The sequence below is a fragment of the Nocardioides salarius genome (assembly GCF_016907435.1).
Classification (GTDB): Bacteria; Actinomycetota; Actinomycetes; order Propionibacteriales; family Nocardioidaceae; genus Nocardioides; species Nocardioides salarius.
This window is the reverse complement of record NZ_JAFBBZ010000001.1, coordinates 1304523-1323647: the sequence shown is the minus strand read 5'-3', so window position 1 is coordinate 1323647 and position 19125 is coordinate 1304523. Positions and strand designations below refer to the sequence as shown.

Annotated in this window: 16 protein-coding genes; 12 read left to right on the top strand and 4 right to left on the bottom strand. The window is 73.8% G+C overall.

Going from position 1 to position 19125, the window contains the following annotated elements; all coding sequences use genetic code 11:
* Positions 1-21: 21 nt before the first annotated feature.
* The 4 genes from rlmC (at position 22) to JOE61_RS06405 (ending at position 4824) form a co-directional block, all read left to right on the top strand.
* Positions 22-1194: a 23S rRNA (uracil(747)-C(5))-methyltransferase RlmC gene (gene rlmC / locus JOE61_RS06420; RefSeq protein ID WP_193670088.1), complete on the top strand. Its 1173-nt coding sequence runs from the start codon at positions 22-24 to the stop codon at positions 1192-1194.
* Positions 1195-1388: 194 nt separating this feature from the next.
* The gene (locus tag JOE61_RS06415; RefSeq protein ID WP_193670087.1) at positions 1389-1883 is read left to right on the top strand and encodes a hypothetical protein; all 495 of its coding nucleotides are present in this window, start codon (positions 1389-1391) and stop codon (positions 1881-1883) included.
* A 203-nt stretch (positions 1884-2086) separates the two neighbouring features.
* The gene (locus JOE61_RS06410) at positions 2087-3790 is read left to right on the top strand and encodes an ABC-F family ATP-binding cassette domain-containing protein (RefSeq protein WP_193670086.1); all 1704 of its coding nucleotides are present in this window, start codon (positions 2087-2089) and stop codon (positions 3788-3790) included.
* Positions 3787-4824, top strand: a complete 1038-nt coding sequence (locus JOE61_RS06405; protein WP_193670085.1) for a GNAT family N-acetyltransferase — start codon at positions 3787-3789, stop codon at positions 4822-4824. The genes JOE61_RS06410 and JOE61_RS06405 overlap by 4 nt, the downstream gene beginning before the upstream one ends.
* 59 nt (positions 4825-4883) lie before the next feature.
* On the opposite strand, the gene JOE61_RS06400 is transcribed toward JOE61_RS06405, so the two are convergent.
* On the bottom strand, positions 4884-6248 hold the full coding sequence (locus JOE61_RS06400; RefSeq protein ID WP_193670084.1) for a S1C family serine protease: 1365 nt from the start codon (positions 6246-6248) through the stop codon (positions 4884-4886).
* 165 nt (positions 6249-6413) lie between these two features.
* Between JOE61_RS06400 and JOE61_RS06395 the strand changes: the two genes are divergently transcribed.
* Positions 6414-8045: a long-chain-fatty-acid--CoA ligase gene (locus JOE61_RS06395; RefSeq protein WP_193670083.1), complete on the top strand. Its 1632-nt coding sequence runs from the start codon at positions 6414-6416 to the stop codon at positions 8043-8045.
* 181 nt (positions 8046-8226) lie between these two features.
* On the top strand, positions 8227-10896 hold the full coding sequence (locus JOE61_RS06390; RefSeq protein WP_193670082.1) for a choice-of-anchor A family protein: 2670 nt from the start codon (positions 8227-8229) through the stop codon (positions 10894-10896).
* 15 nt (positions 10897-10911) lie between these two features.
* Here JOE61_RS06390 and JOE61_RS06385 read toward each other — a convergent pair whose 3' ends face one another.
* The gene (locus JOE61_RS06385) at positions 10912-11520 is read right to left on the bottom strand and encodes an HAD family hydrolase (protein ID WP_193670081.1); all 609 of its coding nucleotides are present in this window, start codon (positions 11518-11520) and stop codon (positions 10912-10914) included.
* Positions 11521-11558: 38 nt separating this feature from the next.
* Positions 11559-12848, bottom strand: coding sequence for a citrate synthase (locus JOE61_RS06380; protein ID WP_307822845.1), 1290 nt, complete (start codon positions 12846-12848; stop codon positions 11559-11561).
* 292 nt (positions 12849-13140) lie between these two features.
* Between JOE61_RS06380 and rplM the strand changes: the two genes are divergently transcribed.
* The 6 genes from rplM (at position 13141) to JOE61_RS06350 (ending at position 18108) form a co-directional block, all read left to right on the top strand.
* Entirely contained in the window at positions 13141-13584 is a 444-nt protein-coding gene (rplM, locus tag JOE61_RS06375; protein ID WP_193670079.1) for a 50S ribosomal protein L13, read from the top strand.
* A gap of 32 nt (positions 13585-13616) precedes the next feature.
* A complete protein-coding gene (gene rpsI, locus JOE61_RS06370) occupies positions 13617-14132 on the top strand; it encodes a 30S ribosomal protein S9 (protein WP_372440096.1) in 516 nt (171 codons plus the stop codon).
* 25 nt (positions 14133-14157) lie between these two features.
* Entirely contained in the window at positions 14158-15519 is a 1362-nt protein-coding gene (glmM, locus tag JOE61_RS06365) for a phosphoglucosamine mutase (protein WP_193670196.1), read from the top strand.
* Between the two features lie 55 nt (positions 15520-15574).
* The gene (locus JOE61_RS06360) at positions 15575-16534 is read left to right on the top strand and encodes an ATP-binding cassette domain-containing protein (RefSeq protein ID WP_204797165.1); all 960 of its coding nucleotides are present in this window, start codon (positions 15575-15577) and stop codon (positions 16532-16534) included.
* Entirely contained in the window at positions 16531-17331 is an 801-nt protein-coding gene (locus JOE61_RS06355; RefSeq protein ID WP_227492068.1) for an ABC transporter permease, read from the top strand. The genes JOE61_RS06360 and JOE61_RS06355 overlap by 4 nt, the downstream gene beginning before the upstream one ends.
* A 69-nt stretch (positions 17332-17400) precedes the next feature.
* Positions 17401-18108, top strand: coding sequence for a DUF8017 domain-containing protein (locus JOE61_RS06350; protein ID WP_193670077.1), 708 nt, complete (start codon positions 17401-17403; stop codon positions 18106-18108).
* A 4-nt stretch (positions 18109-18112) separates the two neighbouring features.
* On the opposite strand, the gene coaA is transcribed toward JOE61_RS06350, so the two are convergent.
* Complete coding sequence (coaA, locus tag JOE61_RS06345) at positions 18113-19105, bottom strand: type I pantothenate kinase (protein WP_193670076.1); 993 nt, start codon at positions 19103-19105, stop codon at positions 18113-18115.
* Positions 19106-19125: the final 20 nt, after the last annotated feature.

The window sequence follows — 19125 nt, the reverse complement described above, 5'->3', positions numbered from 1 at the left end:
GGCCGCGTAGGCTCGCGCCCCGTGCAGTGCGACTACTTCGACGCCGGCGCGTGCGCCTCGTGCACGTGGATGGGCCGCGCCTACGCCGACCAGGTCGCCGACAAGCAGCGCCACGTCGAGCAGCTGCTCGCCCCCGCGCTGGCCGGCCGGCCGCCCGTGGCCTGGCTGCCCCCGGCGACCGGGCCCGAGGAGGGCTTCCGCAACAAGGCCAAGATGGTCGTCGCCGGCACCGTCGAGGCCCCCACCCTGGGCATCCTGGGTGCGGGCGGGCGGGGCATCGACCTGCGCCACTGCGGGCTGCACGAGCCGGGGCTCCACGACGCCCTGCCGGTGCTGGCCGAGCACGCGGCGCGCGCCCGGCTGGCGCCGTACGACGTCGGCAGCCGTCGCGGCGAGCTCAAGCACCTGCTGGTCACCCGCTCGCCCGACGGCGAGCTGATGGTGCGCTGGGTGCTGCGCTCCACCGAGCCCGAGGCGCGCCTGCGCAAGCACCTCGGCTGGCTGCTCGAGCGGCTGCCGGTCGCGGTGGCCTCGATCAACGTGCAGCCCGAGCACAAGGCGGTGCTCGAGGGGGAGCGCGAGATCGTGCTCACCGAGCAGGCGACCCTCGCGATGCGGCTCGATGTGGGAGTCGACGTGGGGGACGACGTGGGGGACGGGCTGCGGCTGCACCTGCGACCCCAGTCGTTCTTCCAGACCAACACCACCGTCGCGACCGCGCTCTACGAGCAGGCCCGGGCCTGGGTCGCCGAGACCGCCCCGGCCTCGGTGTGGGACCTCTACTCCGGCGTCGGCGGCTTCGCCCTGGCGCTCGCCGGCCCCGGCCGGTCGGTCACCGGCGTCGAGATCGCGCCCGAGGCGGTCGTCTCGGCGCAGCTGTCGGCGGCCGAGGCGGGGCTCGACCGGGCGCGCTTCGTGGCCGCCGACGCCACCGCCTGGGCGCTCGAGCAGCCCCCGGCCGCGCACCCCGACCTGGTCGTGGTCAACCCGCCCCGGCGCGGCATCGGCCCCGCCCTCACCGGCTGGCTGGAGTCGTCGGGGGTGCGCGAGGTCCTCTACTCCAGCTGCAACGCCACCAGCCTGGCCCGCGACCTCGCCGCGCTGGCGTCGTACGACGTCGAGGCCGCCCGCCTGCTCGACATGTTCCCCCAGACCACCCACCACGAGGTGCTGGTGCGGCTGCGCCGGCCCTGACCAGGGGCGACGGGGGAGTTTCATCGGGCACCCGATGAAACTGGCGCCGCCTGACTGAAGGTTCATCGTGGTGGCGAGAGTTCTGTCGGGTACCCGATGAAACTCCCGCGGCCGCCGTGCGCCACGTCTCGTCCACAGGGGAGGTCGGGGCGGGGGGCTGCACAGGGGGAGGGGTGCGTGGGTACGGTCGGGTGGTGAGCGCCACCGACTACTGCGACCTGTGCGACCTCCCGCTCTCGACCTGCGTGCACGGGATGCCCAAGCCCGTGGAGCCGCCCCCGCCCGCCAAGAAGGCGCCGCCGAAGGCCTCGCCCGTCACCCGGCGGCGTACGACGCCCGCGAGCTCCGGTGGGGCCTTCGGCTCCAGCGCGCCCGCGGCCCCGGCGCGCCCGCGGCGGCGTACCCCCGCGGTCGACTTCAAGCCCTGGATCGTCAAGCTGCTGCAGGAGGCCGGGGGACAGGCGGAGTCCGACGACCTGCTGAGCGACCTCGAGCAGCGCCTGGGCGACGTGCTGCGCCCCGGCGACCTCGAGAGCGGACCCACCGGTGAGCTGCGCTGGCGCACCGCGGCCCGCACGGCGCGCAAGGAGCTCGCCGACGACGGCCTCCTGCTCGCGCCGCGCCCCGGCACCTGGGCGCTGACCGACCGTGGTCGCGTCGAGTGGGTGCCCGACCTGCCCTCCGCCTGACGCACCCCTGAGTCGTGGCCTGAGTCGTGGCCTGAGTCGTGGCCTGGGTCGTGGCCTGGGTCGTGGCCTCTCGCCGCGCCCTGGCGCGTCCTCAGGCACACGACCCGGACCACGACCCGGACCACGACCCGGACCACGACCCGGACCACGACCCAGGGTTAACGACGTGACCTGAGCGCCCAGAACCCGGACAATGGTCGCTCGTGGGTCATGTGGATGTCGCCGGTGTCAGGTACGAGCTCCCCGACGGTCGGGTGCTGCTCGACGACGTGTCGTTCCGGGTCGGTGAGGGCGCCAAGGTCGCGCTGGTCGGCGCCAACGGCGCGGGCAAGACGACGCTGCTGCGCATCGTCACCGGCGAGCTGGTCCCGCACGCCGGGGTGGTGACCCGCTCGGGAGGACTGGGCGTGATGCGCCAGGACGTCAAGGCCGGGCTGCGCGAGGGCGCCACCGTCGCCGACCTGCTGCTCAGCGTGGCCCCGCCGCGGGTCCGCGAGGCCGCCGCGCAGGTCGAACGGCTCGAGCTCGCGCTGATGGAGACCGACGACGAGGCCACCCAGATGCGCTACGCCGAGGCGCTGGCCGAGTACGCCGACGCCGGCGGCTACGACGTCGAGGTCACCTGGGACGTGTGCGCCACCGCGGCGCTCGGGCTGTCCTTCGACCGCGCCAAGTACCGCGAGCTGAGCACGTTGAGCGGCGGCGAGCAGAAGCGGCTGGTGCTGGAGTTCCTGCTGCGCGGCCCCGACCAGGTGCTGCTGCTCGACGAGCCCGACAACTACCTCGACGTGCCCGGCAAGATCTGGCTCGAGGGCCGCATCCGCGAGTCCGACAAGACGGTGCTGATGATCAGCCACGACCGCGAGCTGCTCGACAACACCGCGACCCGCGTGGTCACCGTCGAGCTGGGCAGCGGCCACGGCGTCGGCAACAGCGTGTGGACCCACCCCGGCGGGTTCGCCTCCTACCACCAGGCGCGCACCGACCGGTTCGCCCGCTTCGAGGAGCTGCGCAAGCGCTGGGACGAGGAGCACGCCAAGCTCAAGGCGCTGGTGCTGCGGCTGAAGATCAAGGCCGAGTACAACGACGGCATGTCCAGCCAGTACCGCGCCGCCCAGACCCGGCTGCGCAAGTTCGAGGAGGTCGGCCCGCCGACCGAGCAGCCCCGCGAGCAGCAGGTCGCGATGCGCCTCAAGGGCGGGCGCACCGGCAAGCGCGCGGTGGTCTGCGAGCAGCTCGAGCTGACCGGGCTGATGAAGCCCTTCGACCTCGAGGTCTGGTACGGCGAGCGGGTGGCCGTGCTCGGCTCGAACGGCTCCGGCAAGTCGCACTTCCTGCGGCTGCTGGCCGCCGGCGGCACCGACCCCGACGTCGAGCACCGCCCGGTCTCGGAGGTCCCCGTGAAGCCGGTGCCGCACACCGGCAAGGCCAAGCTCGGGGCCCGGGTGCGCCCCGGATGGTTCGTGCAGACCCACGAGCACCCCGAGCTGGTCGGGCGCCCCCTGCTCGACATCCTGCACCGCGGCGACGGCCACCCCGACGGACGCCGCGGCCTCGGCCGCGAGCAGGCCGCGCGGGTCCTCGACCGCTACGAGCTGGCGCACGCCGGCGAGCAGACCTTCGACTCGCTCTCGGGCGGGCAGCAGGCCCGCTTCCAGATCCTGCTGCTCGAGCTGTCGGGCGCCACGCTGCTGCTGCTCGACGAGCCCACCGACAACCTCGACGTGCAGTCGGCCGAAGCGCTCGAGGAGGGACTGGAGGCCTTCGAGGGCACCGTGCTCGCGGTCACCCACGACCGCTGGTTCGCCCGCGGCTTCGACCGGTTCCTGGTCTACGGCGCCGACGGCGAGGTCTACGAGGCGCCGGGCCCGGTGTGGGACGAGGGCCGGGTGGTCCGCGCCCGATGAGCACGGACCGCGGTGGGCTGCGCATCGAGGCCCTGGACCCGTTCGACGACGAGGCCTTCGACACCTGGCACGCGGTCTACCTGGCCTCCCAGCGCCATGGTCGCGAGCCGGCGGCGGTCACCGCCTGGACCCGCGAGGAGATGCGCGCCCAGCTGCAGCGGCCCGGGCGGCGCTCCTGGGCCGGGGTCTTCCTGGGCCGCGTCGACGGCGAGCCGGTGGCCACCGGCCACCTGCTCACCCCGCTGCTCGACAACCTCGACCAGGCCCAGGTCTCGGTCGACGTGCTGGCGGCGCACCGCCGCCACGGGCACGGCACCCGGATGCTGGGCCACCTCACCGAGCAGGCCCTGGCCCGCGGTCGCCGGCTGTGGATCGCCGAGGCCAGCTGGCCGATGACGGCGCCGGCCGACGGGGCGGGGGAGCCGGGGCCCGGGCTGCTGCGCGGCCACGGCTTCACCCTGGGCCTCGTCGAGGTGCTGCGGGTGCTCGACCCGCCGCCCGACCCCGGCCACCTGCGGGCCCTGGCGGCCCGCGCGGCGCCGCACCACGCGGCGTACGAGGTGCGGTCCTTCGTGGGCCGGGTGCCCGACGACCTGCTCGCGGGCTGGGCCACGGTCACCGCGAGCCTGAGCACCGAGGCGCCGATGGGCTCGCTGAGCCTGGAGGCGGAGGTCGCCGACCCCGCGCTGGTGCGCGAGGAGGAGGAGCTGCTGGCCCGCCAGGACCGCACCCGCCACGCCGCGGTCGCGCTCGACCCGGACGGTCGGGTGGTCGGCTACACCGAGATCGTCACCACCGGCCACGAGCCGGGCCTGGCCTACCAGTGGGGCACCGTCGTCGACCCGGCGCACCGCGGGCACCGGCTCGGGCTGGCGCTCAAGGCCGCCGCCCACCTGCTGCTGCACGAGCACGTGGGCGACCTGCGGATGGTGCGCACCTGGAACGCGGAGACCAACGACCACATGGTCGCGGTCAACGACCTGCTGGGCTACCGGCCGATCGAGCGGTACGGCGGGTTCGAGCGGCGCGCGTGACCCGGCCCGTACCTCCCCTCGGGAAGTACGGGCCGGGTCGACGCGAGATCTGGGCCGGGTCAGGGCGTGGCGTCGGTGTCGAGCTCGAGGTCGACGCTCCGCTCCTCGCCGTCGCGCAGGTAGGTCACCGTGACGGTGTCGCCGGGGCGGTAGGAGCGGATCGTGGCGACCAGGGAGTCGGAGCTGGTGATCATGGTGTCGTCGACGCGGATGATCACGTCGCCCTCCTCCAGGCCGGCCTGGCCGGCGGTGGAGCCGTCGCCGACCTCACGCACCAGCGCGCCGTCGATCACCGCCGCGCCGGAGGGGTCCTCCGGCACCACCGCGGAGCCGTCCTGGGTGCCGACCTCGACGTCGGTCACCGAGATGCCGAGCCGGGCGTGGGTGGGCTCCTCGCCGGCGGCCATCTGCTCCACGATCGGCAGCACCTCGTCGATCGGGATCGCGAAGCCCAGGCCGATCGACCCGCCGCTGGCGGACTCGCCGAACGGCGAGGACGAGCCGGCGGTGCGGATCGAGGAGTTGATGCCCACCACGTTGCCGAAGGTGTCGACCAGCGGCCCGCCGCTGTTGCCGGGGTTGATCGCGGCGTCGGTCTGGATCGCGGGGTAGACCGTGGCGTTGCCCTGCTCGTCGGCGGCCACGCCGACCGGGCGGTCGAGCGCGCTGACGATGCCGCTGGTGACGGTGGCGTCGAGACCGAAGGGCGAGCCGATCGCGACGACCGACTGCCCGACCTGGAGGTCCCCGGACTTGCCGATCGTGGCCGGGGTCAGCCCCTCGACGCCCTCGGCCTCGATGACCGCGGTGTCGGTGAGCGGGTCGGAGCCCAGCACCGTGGCGCTGGCCCGCGAGCCGTCGTCGAAGGAGACGCTGATCTCGGCGCCGTCGCCGGCCGCCGCGATCACGTGCTCGTTGGTGAGGATCTGGCCGTCGGAGGAGAGCACGATGCCCGAGCCCGAGCCGCTCGACTGGCCGCCGCGCACGTCGATGCGCACCACCGAGGGCAGCACCGTGGCCGCCACGTCCTGCACCGAGCCGGGCTCGAGGTCGCCCTCGGGGGTGTCGACGACCTGCGAGGTGGTCACCGCGGGGCTGCTGCTCGACGAGGCGGGGTCGTCGTCGAGGGCGCTCCACGCCGCGGCGCCGCCGACGCCCGCCGCGCCGCCGACCACCAGCGAGGCGGCCACCACGGCCGCCGCGAAGCCCTTGCGACCGCGCGCGGGCGGTGCCGCCGGGGCTGCCGGGGCTGCCGGGGCTGCCGGGGCCGGCGGCACCGGCGCCTGGGCGGCGGTCTCGTCGCCCGGCGTCCAGGCCGGCTGCGGGCCCAGGTCGTAGGACCGGGTCTCGTCGTACGGGCTCGTCTCGGGGCCCGTCTCGGGGCCCGGCTGCTCGTCGCGGGGGTCTCGGGGCGTCGAAGTCATGTCCCCATGGTGCCCACCGACACTGTGAGCCACCTGAGACCCCGCTGGACGCCGGGCAAGAAGTGGGGCAGGAAGTCGGGCACGAAGTCGGGCACGGAGTCGGGGTGAGCACACCTCTTGAGACGCCCTGTTGAGAGTGGCTGTGCCCTCGGTCACACTCTGCCCATGACTGCCACCCCGACCGACACCACCCCCACGACGCCGGGCCCCGCGCCCGGCCCGACGCCGCGCTTCGTCGACGACCGCCTGGCCCACTGGGCGGCCACCAAGCCCGACGAGGAGGCGATGACCTACCTGGGCCGGTCGTGGACCTGGGCCCAGTGGGACGAGCGGGTACGCCGCTGCACCGGCATGCTGGCCGAGCTCGGGGTCGGCCGGGGCGACGTGGTGGCCTTCCTCGACAAGAACCACCCGGCCTGCGTCGAGCTGAGCCTGGCCGCGGGGGCGCTGGGAGCCGCCAACGCGATCATCAACTTCCGCCTCGCCGGCGAGGAGATCGACTACGCCGTCAACGACTCCGGGGCCACGGTGCTGCTGGTCGGCTCCGAGCTCAAGGGCCAGGTCGAGCAGATCCGCGACCGGCTCACCCACGTCGAACACGTCATCGAGGTCACCCCCGAGGGCGGCGGCGAGAGCGGCCCCGACGACTACGAGACCCGGTTGGCCGCGGCCACCCCGACCGGTCGCTCCAGCGACGTCGAGCCCGACGACACCTGCCTGGTCATGTACTCCTCAGGCACCACCGGGCACCCCAAGGGCGTGATGCTGACCCACGCCAACATGATCGCCCACACCATCAACTCCCACGACGGCTGGGGCTTCGAGCCCGGCGACAAGTCGATGGTCGCGATGCCGCTCTTCCACGTCGGCGGGTCGTCGTACGTGCTCTTCGGCCTGCACGACGGCATCCCCAGCATCATGACCCGCGACCCCGACGGCGCCTCGCTGGCCGGGGCGATCCTCGCCGGCGCCAACCGCACCTTCCTGGTGCCGGCGGTGCTGGCGCAGGTGCTGCAGTCGGGCCCCGACGCGATCAAGCTCTTCGGGGCGCTGAAGACCTACACCTACGGCGCCGCGCCGATGCCGCCGCCGCTGCTGCGCGCGGCGATGGAGGCCTGGCCCGACACCGACTTCATGCAGGTCTACGGCCTGACCGAGGTCTCGGGCGTGGCCACCCACCTGATGCCCGAGGAGCACCGCACCGCGATCGCCGACGGCCACCCCGAGCGGCTGGTCTCGGCCGGGCGCGCGGTGCCCGAGGTCGAGGTGCGCATCGTCGACCCGGCCACCCTCGAGGACCTGCCCACCGGTGAGCACGGCGAGATCTGGCTGCGCACCCCCCAGCTCTTCAAGGGCTACCTCAACCGCCCCGAGGCCACCGCCGAGGTGATCACCGACGACGGCTGGTTCCGCACCGGCGACATGGGCAAGGTCGACGCCGAGGGCTACGTCTTCGTCGAGGACCGGCTCAAGGACATGATCATCAGCGGCGGCGAGAACATCTACAGCCCCGAGGTCGAGCGGGTCCTGGCCGAGCACCCGGCGGTGATGGAGGTCGCGGTCATCGGCATCCCCGACGACACCTGGGGCGAGTCGGTCAAGGCCGTCGTCGCGCTCAAGGAGGGCGCCTCGGCCACCGAGCAGGAGATCATCGACTACTGCCGCGACCACCTGGCGCACTTCAAGTGCCCCAAGAGCGTCGACGTGCTCGAGATGCTGCCGCGCAACCCCACCGGCAAGATCCTCAAGCGCGAGCTGCGGGCGCCCTACTGGGCCGACCGCGACCGCGGGGTCTGAGCCCCCGGGCCTGCGATCCGTACGTCGCACCGGGCGCCGCCGGGGGACCCAGGTCCTCGGGCGGTGCCCGGTTCGTCGACGCAGCGGTAACGACTCCTCCACAGCCGTCCCAGCGCCCCCGACCGCCCCCTAGCGTCGGCCCGGGGTGCCGCGCGGCGCCCCGGAGGGGCGGGGACCGACCATGCAGCACCAGCAGCAGCACCACCAGCGCGTACGCCGCAGCACCAGGACGGCCGGTGCGTGCCTGGCCGCCGCTGCCGTGGCCGTCGCGGGGGTGCTGGTCGTGCCGGGCCTGTCGGGCTCCGCGGCCGGCACCGGCACGGGCGCCGCGGAGGGCTGCGAGACCCTGACCCACCCGCTGGGCGACGCGACGCCGTACACCGAGTTCGTCGAGACGCACGGCGTGCGCGGCTCGGAGTCGGAGGGCGCGATCGCCTACGGCGGCGACCTGGGCGCCAACGGGATGACCGTCGGCACCCGGCTCACCTCGGCCGCGTCGGCGCCCACGCTGGTCGTGGGCGGCTCGCACGGGCAGTGGTTCAACCTGCAGCGCGGCAGCGCGTGGGTGGTGCCGCGCAGCGGCGTCAACTTCAACGGCGGCGGCTCCTACCTCGACGCGAACCCGCTCGACATCACCACCGCCTTCACCGGACTGCGTGCCCTGGCCGCGCGGATCGCCGCGACGCCGAGCACCGGCACGGTCCTCGAGAACACCGAGATCAGCGCCCAGCCCAGCCTCGTGCTGCGCGGCACCGACCCCGTCCTCAACGTCGTGCGCCCCACCGCGGCGCAGCTCGCCTCCGGGCGCAACATCGGGTACGACGTGCCGGCCGGCTCGACGCTGCTGGTCGTCGTCGACGGGGCCGAGGTCCGCGTGAAGGGCCAGGTCTGGGTGCGCGAGGGCGGTGGCTGGCAGCAGGCGAACGACTCGACGATGGCCACCCGTCCCGGGGTGCTCTGGAGCCTCGCCGGGGCCACGTCGGTGACCATCGACGTCGGCAGCGCCTGGGGCGGCAGCATCCTGGCCCCCAGAGCCCACGTCGTCGTCGAGCGCGCGGGCCACACCATCGGCCAGGTCCTGGCCGCCCGGTTCAGCTCGGGCTACGAGACCCACCAGCGGCTCTTCTCCTCCTCGCTGTGCCTGCCGCCGCTGACCCCGCCGACCAGCGCCCCGCCCACCAGCGCCCCGCCCACGAGCACGCCCCCGACGAGCACGCCCCCGACCAGCACCCCGCCGACGAGCACCCCGCCGACGAGCGCGCCCCCGACCAGCACCCCGCCGACCACGGCCCCGCCGACCACGCCGCCGAGCGGCGGGACCACGGACGTGACGGTGACCAAGAGCGCGTCGGCGACGTCGGTGCACGGCGGCGAGCGGGCGACGTACACGCTCACCGCCCGCAACCTCGGCAGCGCGACCGCGACCGGGGTCGTGGTCCGCGACCAGCTGCCGGCGGGGGTGGGCCTGGAGTCCGCCAGCCCCGGGTGCTCGGCGGTCGCGGACGTGGTGACCTGCCAGGTCGGCGACCTCGCGGCCGGCGCCGTGCACAGCGTGCGGCTCGACGTGCTCGTCGCCCCCGTCGCCGGGGCCGGCCGCACCCCGCACCCGCAGGCCCACCACCACCTCACGCCCACCAAGACCGAGGTGCACGTCGACCTCGAGGCCGGGCAGACCCGCTCGGTGACGCTGAGCTGCCCCGGCGGCACCGTCTCCGACGGCGCGGTCCGCGTCGACCACGTCGACCAGGGCACCGGCACGCTCGCCGACGTGCACGTGCTGTCGGCGCAGAGCACCGGGGTGGAGACCTGGAAGGCCGTGCTGCGCAACGACGCCGCCGGCCGCGCCCAGGCCAAGGCCTTCGGGGTCTGCCTGCCCGGCAGCACCGAGCCCGCCGACCGGCAGACCGGGCACGGCGACGGCCACGCCCACGACCTGGTCGCCGACACCGCGCTGGTCACCGAGACCCGGGCCCTGGCGCCGGGACGGCACAGCACCAGCCTGACCTGCCCCGAGGCGACGATGCCCGTGGCCCCCGGTCACGACCTCTCGGGCGGCGCGGCCCGGCTGGTGGCCTCCGAGCCCACCGCGACGGGCTGGCGCCTCGACGTGCTGGTGCAGGAGGCGACCACGCTGACCGCGTCGGTGCGCTGCCTGCGCACCGCCACGACCGCCGTGCAGGGCCACACCCACCAGCTGCGCACCACCCACGTCGAGCGCCGCGTCGTGGTGCCGGCCGGGACGGTGGTCGAGGAGCAGGTGATCTGCCCCGACGACGCCAAGGGGGTGGTGGCCACCTTCGACCTGCCCGACGACCTCGTGGGCCTGGGCCACGACCCGCGGCTCAAGACCCGCGCCTTCCGGCTGCTCAACCCCACCGGCACGCCGCAGGAGGCGCTGCTCGACCTGGTCTGCCTGCACGACCGCACCGAGGTCGAGACCCCCGGCACCGACGACCCGGCCGAGCTCGTCAACACCGCCACCGTCACCTCGACCTCGACCGACGTCGACTTCACCAACAACTCCGCGAGCGCCACGATCACGGTGCTGCCCGGCTCGGCCACCCTGGCGCTGCCGCGCGCCGCGACCCGCACGGGGCGCAGCCTCGAGCTGCGGGTGCTCAGCTCGCTGCCGGGCTCGGCGAAGGTCACGGTCACCGCGCGTGGCACGAAGGGCCGGGTGGCGCGGGGCCGCGTCCGCCTCGACCCCGACCGGGCCCGCGCGAGCGACGTACGGCTGACGAAGCGGGGGGCGCGGCTGGTGCGCGCGGGCCGGGCCGACCGGCTGCGGGTCACGGTGGTGCCCTCCCGGGGCCGCCGGGCGCGCGGCACGGTGGTGCTGGACGGCTCCTGACGGCGCGCCGCGGCCTCAGACGGGCAGGCCCAGGCCCCGCAGGTCGGCGCGCAGGGCGTCGGCGCCGGTGAAGACCAGGCCGGCCATGCCCAGGGCGCGGGCGGCCTCGACGTTGTCGGGGCGGTCGTCGACGAAGACCAGGCCGGCCAGGGGGCGGCCGGTGCGCGGGACCAGCAGCTCGTAGACGCGCGGGTCGGGCTTGGCCAGGCCCTCGGTGCCGGAGACGACGACGTCGTCGAGCAGCGCGAGCACGTCGAACATCCGTGGGGCGTGCGGGTAGAGCTCGTGCGACCAGTTGGTCAGCCCCCACTGCGGCACGCCGGCGGCGTGCAGGGCGCGCACCAGGTCGGCGGTGCCGGGCACCTCGCCGACCAGCGAGGCGGGGAAGTGCGCCCGGTAGGCCCGGCAGTGCGCGAGCCAGTGCGGGTGGCTGCGCGCCACCTCGGCCTCGGCGGCGTCCCAGTCGAGCCCGGAGTCGGGGCCGTGGTTGTAGGCGCGGAAGTCGAAGTCGTCGGCGGCCAGGAAGCGCGCCGCCTCCGCCTCGCCGACCCCTGCGGCGATCGCGCGGGAGGCGTCCCAGTCGACGAGGACGTTGCCCAGGTCCCACACGACCCCGGCCCCCACGCGGGGGACCGGGGTCGTGTCAGGACCGTGCGTGGGGCTCAGGCCCACCGCTCCGAGGCCGGGGTGAAGTCGAGACGACGCTCACCGGTGTAGATCTGCTTGGGGCGGGCGATCTTCTGCTCCTTGTCCTGGGTCAGCTCGAGCCACTGCGCGAGCCAGCCCGGGGTGCGCCCGATGGCGAAGAGCACCGTGAACATCTCGGGCGGGAACTGGAAGGCCTCGTAGATCAGGCCGGAGTAGAAGTCGACGTTGGGGTAGAGCTTGCGGGAGATGAAGTACTCGTCCTCGAGGGCGATCTTCTCCAGCTCCTTGGCGATCTCGAGGAGCGGGTTGACCCCGGTGACCTCGAAGACGTCGTCGCAGGCCTTCTTGATGATCGTGGCGCGCGGGTCGTGGTTCTTGTAGACCCGGTGGCCGAAGCCCATCAGCTTCTCGTTGCCGTTCTTGACGCCCTCGATGAAGGCGGGGATGTTCTCCTTCGAGCCGATGCGCCGCAGCATCCGCAGCACCGCCTCGTTGGCGCCGCCGTGCAGCGGGCCGTAGAGCGCGCCGATGCCGGCCGAGACCGCGGAGTAGGGGTCGACCTGCGAGGAGCCCACCGAGCGCACCGCGTTGGTCGAGCAGTTCTGCTCGTGGTCGGCGTGCAGGATGAACAGGATGTCGAGGGCCTTGACCAGGCGCTCGTCGGCCTCGTACTTCGACTCGCTCATCTTGAAGAGCATCGAGAGGAAGTTCGCGGTGTAGGAGAGGTCGTTGTCGGGGTAGATGTAGGGCTTGCCCTGGGCGTGGCGGAAGGACCAGGCGCCCAGCGTCGGCATCTTCGCGATCATCCGCACGATCTGCATGTGCCGGTTCTCGGGGTCGGAGATGTTGCGCGCGTCGGGGTAGAACGTCGACAGGGCCCCCGTCGACGCCATCAGCATCCCCATCGGGTGCGCGTCGTAGCGGAAGCCCTGCATGAACGTCTTGACGTTCTCGTGCACGAAGGTGTGGTAGGTGATCTCGTGCACCCACGCCTCGTACTCGGCCTTGGTCGGCAGGTCGCCGTGGATCAGGAGGTAGGAGACCTCCAGGAAGTTCGACTTCTCGGCGAGCTGCTCGATCGGGTACCCGCGGTACTCGAGGATGCCCTTCTCGCCATCGATGTAGGTCACGGCACTGCGGCAGGAGGCGGTGTTGACGAAGCCGGGGTCGTACACGGCCAGGCCGGGAGTCTCCTCGTCGGCCTTGATCTTCCCGATGTCGGCGGCCTTGATGGAGCCGTCGGTGATCGGGACGTCGTACTCCTGTCCGGTGCGGTTGTCACGGACTGTCAGAGATTCGGTCACGCTTCGCGACTCTAGCCCGCGTCCTCGGCGAGCGTTAACCCGGCGTCCGCGGACCGGGCGGGCCCGCATTTGGTCGTACGCCGCGCGCAGCCGTAGTCTTGCCGGTCGCGACCCCTGCCGCGCCCCGACTCCTCGTCGAGGTGCTGATCCGGACGTGAGCCGAGCCCCACCCAGACCATCCGTGGTCCGGGGCTGGTCGGTGCGAACCGGGCCGTGTTCGTCAGAGGCCGTGCTCCACCACCCCGTCGAGACGCTCGACCGGGGACCAACGAACGAAGAGAGTAGATCAGCCGTGCGTACCTTCAGCCCGAAGCCTGGGGACATCCAGCGCGAGTGGCACGTCATCGACGCCACCGACATCCGCCTGGGCCGCCTGGCCGTCCAGGCCGCCACGCTCATCCGTGGCAAGCACAAGCCGACCTTCGCCCCGCACGTCGACGGTGGTGACTTCGTCATCATCATCAACGCCGAGAAGGTGTCGCTCTCGGGCGACAAGGCGACCAAGAAGATGGCCTACCGCCACTCCGGCTTCCCCGGTGGTCTGTCCGCGACGCCGATCGGCGAGGTCCTCGAGAAGGACGCTCGCCGTGCGATCGAGATGGCCGTGTGGGGCATGCTCCCCAAGAACAAGCTGGGCCGCCAGATCCTGAAGAAGCTCAAGGTGTACTCGGGTCCCACGCACCCGCACCAGGCCCAGCAGGCCGCTCCGTTCGAGATCAGCCAGATCTCCCAGTAATCGTCGTCGTCGAGAAAGACTGAGTGAGGAACATCGTGGCTGAGACCACCGAGAACGTGACCGAGGTCGAGGAGACCTTCACCCCCGACGAGCAGGGCGTCGCCTACAGCTCCGAGAGCGCCCCGAGCGCCGAGGCTGTCGCCGAGCGTCCCGCGACCATCGCCCCCGGCGCGGCCACCGGCCGTCGCAAGGAGGCCGTGGCCCGCGTGCGCATCGTCCCGGGCACCGGCGTGTGGACCGTCAACGGTCGCACCCTGGACTCCTACTTCCCCAACAAGCTGCACCAGCAGGTCGTCAACGAGCCCTTCGCTGCGCTGCAGCTCGAGGGCCGCTTCGACGTCATCGCCCGCATCCACGGCGGCGGCATCACCGGCCAGGCCGGCGCGCTGCGCCTGGGCGTGGCCCGTGCGCTCAACGCCATCGACGTCGACGCCAACCGCGCGACGCTGAAGAAGGACGGTCTGCTGACTCGTGACGCCCGCGTCATCGAGCGCAAGAAGGCCGGTCTGAAGAAGGCGCGCAAGGCGCCGCAGTTCAGCAAGCGCTGATCAACGAGGGCGCGTGAGCACTTCTGTGACACGCCTCTTCGGCACGGACGGGGTCCGGGGTCGGGCCAACGGTGTCCTCACCGCTGGCCTGGCCCTGGACCTTTCCGTTGCCGCGGCGCGCGTGCTGGGCGACGCCGGCGAGTTCGAGGGCCACCGGCCCCGGGCCGTCGTGGGTCGCGACACCCGCATCTCCGGGGAGTTCCTCGAGGCCGCGGTCGTGGCCGGGCTGGCCTCCGCCGGGGTCGACGTCGACCTCGTCGGCGTGCTGCCGACCCCCGGGGTCGCGCACCTGACCGACGCCCTGGGCGCCGACCTGGGCGTGATGATCTCCGCCTCGCACAACCCGATGCCCGACAACGGCATCAAGTTCTTCGCCCGCGGCGGGCTCAAGCTCGACGACGCGCTCGAGGAGCAGATCGAGGCGCGCCTGCACTCCGACGAGCCGCTGCCCACCGGCGCCGCGGTCGGGCGGGTGCGCCAGCACCCCGAGGCCGCGCAGCGCTACGCCGACCACCTGGTCTCCACGCTGCCGGCCGGCGACGGGGCGCGCCCGCTGGCCGGGCTGCGGCTGGTGCTCGACTGCGCCGAGGGTGCGGCGTACGACGCCGGGCCGCGTGCGCTCGAGGCCGCCGGCGCCACCGTGGTCGCGATCCACGCCAGCCCCGACGGGCTCAACATCAACGACGGCTGCGGCTCCACGCACCTCGAGCCGCTGCGCAAGGCGGTGCTCGAGCACGGCGCCGACGCCGGCTTCGCCCTCGACGGCGACGCCGACCGGATGCTGGCCGTCGACGCGGCCGGCGACGTGGTCGACGGCGACCAGGTGCTGGCGATCCTGGCGCTGGCCGGTCGCGAGGCCGGCTCGCTGGTCGACGACACGGTCGTGGCGACCGTGATGAGCAACCTGGGGTTCGTGCAGGCGATGGAGGCGGCCGGCATCACCGTGGCCACCACCAAGGTCGGCGACCGCTACGTGCTCGAGCAGATGCGCGCCCAGGGCTTCGTGCTCGGCGGCGAGCAGTCGGGCCACGTGATCATGAGCCGGCACGCCACCACCGGCGACGGGCTCCTCTCGACGCTGCACGTGGCCGCCCGGATGGCCGCCACCGGCCGCTCGCTCGCCGACCTGGCCGGCGTGATGACCCGCCTGCCGCAGGTGCTGGTCAACGTGGCCGACGTCGACAAGCACCGCACCGACGACGAGGTGCTCGCCGCCGCCGTCGCCGAGGAGGAGGCCGCGATGGCCGGCTCCGGACGGGTGCTGCTGCGCGCCTCGGGCACCGAGTCACTGGTGCGGGTGATGGTCGAGGCGCCCTCCCTCGAGCTCGCGCAGGACGCCGCCGACCGCCTCGCCACCGTGGTGCGCGAGCGGCTCTCGCTGGCCTGAGCCGCCGCCGACACCCCCGCGGGCACCTAGGGACCCCGTCTGGAAAGGTGGGCCCATGATCGACGCGCCACCGCTGGTCCTGGAGGGACTGGGCAAGAGGTTCGGTGCGGTGCAGGCGGTGCAGGACCTCTCCTTCACCGTCGCGCCGGGCCGGGTGACCGGGTTCCTGGGCCCCAACGGCTCGGGCAAGACCACCACGCTGCGGATGCTGCTGGGCCTGACCCGGCCCACCACCGGCCGGGCGCTGGTGGGGGACCGGCCCTACGCCGAGCTGCCCGTGCCGGGCGCCGTCGTGGGCGCCGCGCTCGAGCCGGGCTTCCACCCCGGCCGCACCGCCCGCGGCCACCTCGAGGCGTGGGCGCCCCAGGTCGGCGCCACCCGGGCCCGCTGCCGCGAGGTCCTGGCGATGGTCGGGCTCGACCAGAGCGCCGAGCGCCGCGTCGGCGGCTTCTCGCTCGGCATGCGCCAGCGCCTCGGCCTGGCCACCGCCCTGCTGGCCGACCCGCCCGTGCTGGTGCTCGACGAGCCCGCCAACGGCCTGGACCCCGAGGGCATCAAGTGGCTGCGCGGGATGCTGCGCCACCTGGCCGGCGAGGGCCGCACCGTCCTGGTCTCCAGCCACGTGCTCGGCGAGGTGCAGCACACCGTCGACGACGTCGTCGTGATCGCGCAGGGCCGCCTGGTGCACGCCTCCTCGTTGGCGGGCCTCGCCGAGCTGGCCGAGCCCCGCACCTACGTCGAGTCGCCCGCTCCCGACCGGCTCACCGCCCTGGTCGCCGAGCAGGGCTGGGCCACCTCGCCCGCCCCGCGCGGCGCCACGGGGGTGCTGGTCGAGGGGGTCGACGCCGCCCGGGTCGGCGCCGCCGCGCACGCCGCCGGCCTCGAGCTGCACCAGCTCGCCTCGCAGGGCACCGACCTCGAGGACGTCTTCTTCCACCTGGTCGAGACCGCCCAGCGCCAGGACCAGCACCAGGACCAGCGCCAGCAGGACCAGCAGCAGGAGGTCGTGGCATGAGCCGGATGCGTGCCGCCCTGGTCGCCGAGCACCGCAAGCTCGTCAGCACCCGCATGTGGTGGATCCTGGCCCTCGCGATGGCCGCCTACCTCGCGTTCATCGGCGGGGTGCTGGCCCTCAGCGCCACCGTCACCCCGCCCGGCGAGGGCTCGCCCCAGCTGGGCGGCATCGACGCGGCGCTGTCGACGTACGGCGTGATCAACGCGATCGGCTACGTCTTCCCGCTGGTCGTCGGCACCCTGGCCGTGACCACCGAGCACCGGCACCGCACCATCGAGCAGACCTACCTCGCCGAGCCGCGTCGCGGCGTGGTGCTGGTGGCCAAGCTGCTCGGCACCGTGCCCGTCGGGCTGCTCCTCGGCGTGGTCGGCACCCTCGGCCTGGTCGCCACCGCCGCGCCCGTGCTGGCCTGGCAGGGCGACGGCGCCTACCTCGACAGCGGCCGGGTCTGGCAGACCTTGCTGCTCGGCGTCGTGGTCACCGCGCTGTGGGCCGTGCTCGGCGCCGCCTTCGGTGCGGTGCTGACCAACCAGGTCGCGGCGATCGTGGTGGTGCTGGCCTTCACCCAGTTCGTCGAGCCGGTCGCCCGGGTCGCGCTGGGCGCCTTCGAGCCGGTCGCGGGGGTGGCGGCGTACCTGCCGGGCGCCGCGGCCGACGCCCTGGTCGGCGCCAGCCTCTTCAGCGGCTTCGGCGGCGGCGACCTGCTGCCGCGCTGGGGCGGCGCCCTGGTGCTCGTGGCGTACGTCGCCGCGCTGGCGCTCGTGGGCTGGTGGCGGGCCCGCTCCAGCGACGTCTGAGCGGGAGCCTCTCCACAGCCGCCGCGCTCGCCGGGTGTGCGACCGGGCCGCCCCGGGTAGTCGTCAGCCATGCCCACCCGCACCGACCGCCCGCCGGCGTCGCTGCTGGTGCTCGCGGCGGTCACGACCGCGCTGGTGCTGGTGACCAGCGGGGTGGTCGCGGCCGGCTGGGCCGGTCGGCTCGGCGACCGGGCCCTCTCGCGCGCGGACCGGGCGGCCGGCGGGGCGCAGGTCGTCACCGGCGGTGAGCACGACGCGGCCGTCTTCGAGGTCGGCGACGGGTGGACGCTGCGCCCGCGTGGCACCTCGATCTTCTACACCGACGCCGAGGGCCGCATCCGCGCCGGCCTCGACGGCGCGGCCGTCTTCCGCGACGGCGCCTGCGCGGCGGGGCAGGGCGCCTCGAACCGGGCCTTCGCCGGCTTCGGTCGGCCCTCGCGGCTGCCGGCACGGCGCACCAGCCGGGTGCTGGCCCGGCAGTGGCGCGACGCGCTGGCCCACGACGACCGCACCGCCACCACCCACGAGGCCGGTGCGCTGCGCACCCGCGAGGTCGAGCTCGACGACGGGTCGAGGGCCGTGCGCACCGACGTCGGCCTGCGGATCACCGATCCCAGCGCCTGCGAGGCGGCCCGGGTGCGGGCCAGCGTGGTCAGCCTCGAGACCGGTGGCTGGACCTCGAGCGTGGTGCTGGTGCGCGACCTCGGCGTGCCCGACGCGCTCGACGACGCGGACGCCGAGCGGCTGCTGGCGAGCCTGCGACCGACCGGCCGCTGAGGATTCAGAGCTTGCGCAGCCGCACGTAGCGCACCGAGTGGTCGATGTCCTTGCGCAGCACCAGCGTGGCGCGCGAGCGGGTCGGGAGCACGTTCTGCACCAGGTTGGGCCCGTTGATGGTGTCCCAGATCCGCTCCGCCTCCGCGACCGCCTCGTCGTGGCTCAGCGCGCCGTACTTGGCGAAGTAGGAGCCCGGGTCGCGGAAGGCCGTCTCGCGCAGCCGCAGGAACCGGTCGACGTACCACTGGCGGATCTTGTCGCGCCCCGCGTCGACGTAGACGCTGAAGTCGAAGAAGTCGCTGAGCACCAGCCCGGCGGTGCCGTCCTCGCGGATGCGGGGCGGCTGCAGCACGTTGAGGCCCTCGATGATCACGATGTCGGGGCGCTTGATGACGACCTTCTCGTCGGGCACCACGTCGTAGACCAGGTGCGAGTACGTCGGCGCCTCGACCTCGTCCTTGCCCGACTTGATGTCGACCACGAAGCGCAGCAGCGCGCGCCGGTCGTAGGACTCGGGGAAGCCCTTGCGCTGCAGGATGCCGCGGCGCTCGAGCTCGGCGTTGGGGTAGAGGAAGCCGTCGGTGGTCACCAGCGCGACGTTGGGGTGCTCGGGCCAGTGCGCCAGCATCTGCTGCAGCACCCGCGCCGTGGTCGACTTGCCGACCGCCACCGAGCCGGCCAGCCCGATCACGAACGGGGTGCGCGGCGGGGTGCGGCGGTGCAGGAAGTCCTCCTGGCTGCGGTGCAGCTCGCCGGCCGACTCGACGTACAGGCTCAGCAGCCGCGAGAGCGGCAGGTAGACCTCGCGCACCTCGTCGAGGTCGAGCTCGTCGCCCAGCCCGCTGAGCTCGTGGACCTCCTCCTCGGAGAGGGGGTCGGCGGTCGCGGTGTCGGCCAGCGCCGCCCACGCCGAGCGGTCGAGCTCGATGTAGGGGGAGGTCTCGCGGCCGTTGTCGTCGTGGCCGCCGTTGAGGTGGCCCCGGCCAGGCGAGGACATGACGGCGATTGTTGCAGCCG